Below are 597 nucleotides of genomic sequence, written 5' to 3'. Positions count from 1 at the left end.
GTTCCCCGTTCGCTCGCCACTACTGGGGGAATCATTCATTTATTTTCTCTTCCTACAGGTACTAAGATGTTTCAGTTCCCTGCGTTAGCTCTCAATCTTGAAGATTGAGTAACCGTCCTTCAGACGGCTAGGTTGTCCCATTCGGAAATCTCCGGATCAAAGGTTATTTGCACCTACCCGAAGCTTATCGCAGCTTATCACGTCCTTCATCGCCTCCGTGAGCCTAGGCATCCGCCATACGCCCTTTCTTACTTTCTTTACGACTGTATTTGTTATCTCGTTTATCATTGCTGATTACTCGACAACGAATAAGTAGCTCATACTTTCAGCTGTATTCTAACTTGTGAAATCTCATCTTGCGATTTGATTCACTTTAGTCTGAACTAAAGTTCATTACTTACAGTTTTGCTTGTGTCAATATGTCAAAGATCTTCTTGCCTTAAAAGGCATAGTGGAGATTGTGGAGTTGAACCATTTTGCTTGAGCCATCCCTATACATTATATAATGTATAAGGAATCCCAGTCTCCTGTATTTAATTAAACAGATGGTGCGTACAAGAAGAGAAGCGAACTTTTAAATCCTGTTCCTAAATCTTC

At 40.9% G+C, this 597-nt stretch carries 1 rRNA gene; it reads right to left on the bottom strand.

Annotated features, from left to right (window positions below):
* Positions 1-258 (bottom strand): 23S ribosomal RNA (locus CFT61_RS16410); the annotation flags it as partial.
* Between the last annotated feature and the right edge of the window lie 339 nt (positions 259-597).

It is taken from the genome of Segatella copri, assembly GCF_002224675.1.
Taxonomy (GTDB): Bacteria; Bacteroidota; Bacteroidia; order Bacteroidales; family Bacteroidaceae; genus Prevotella; species Prevotella copri_U.
The sequence above is the reverse complement of the archived record's forward strand: the minus strand, read 5'-3'. Positions and strand labels throughout refer to the sequence as shown.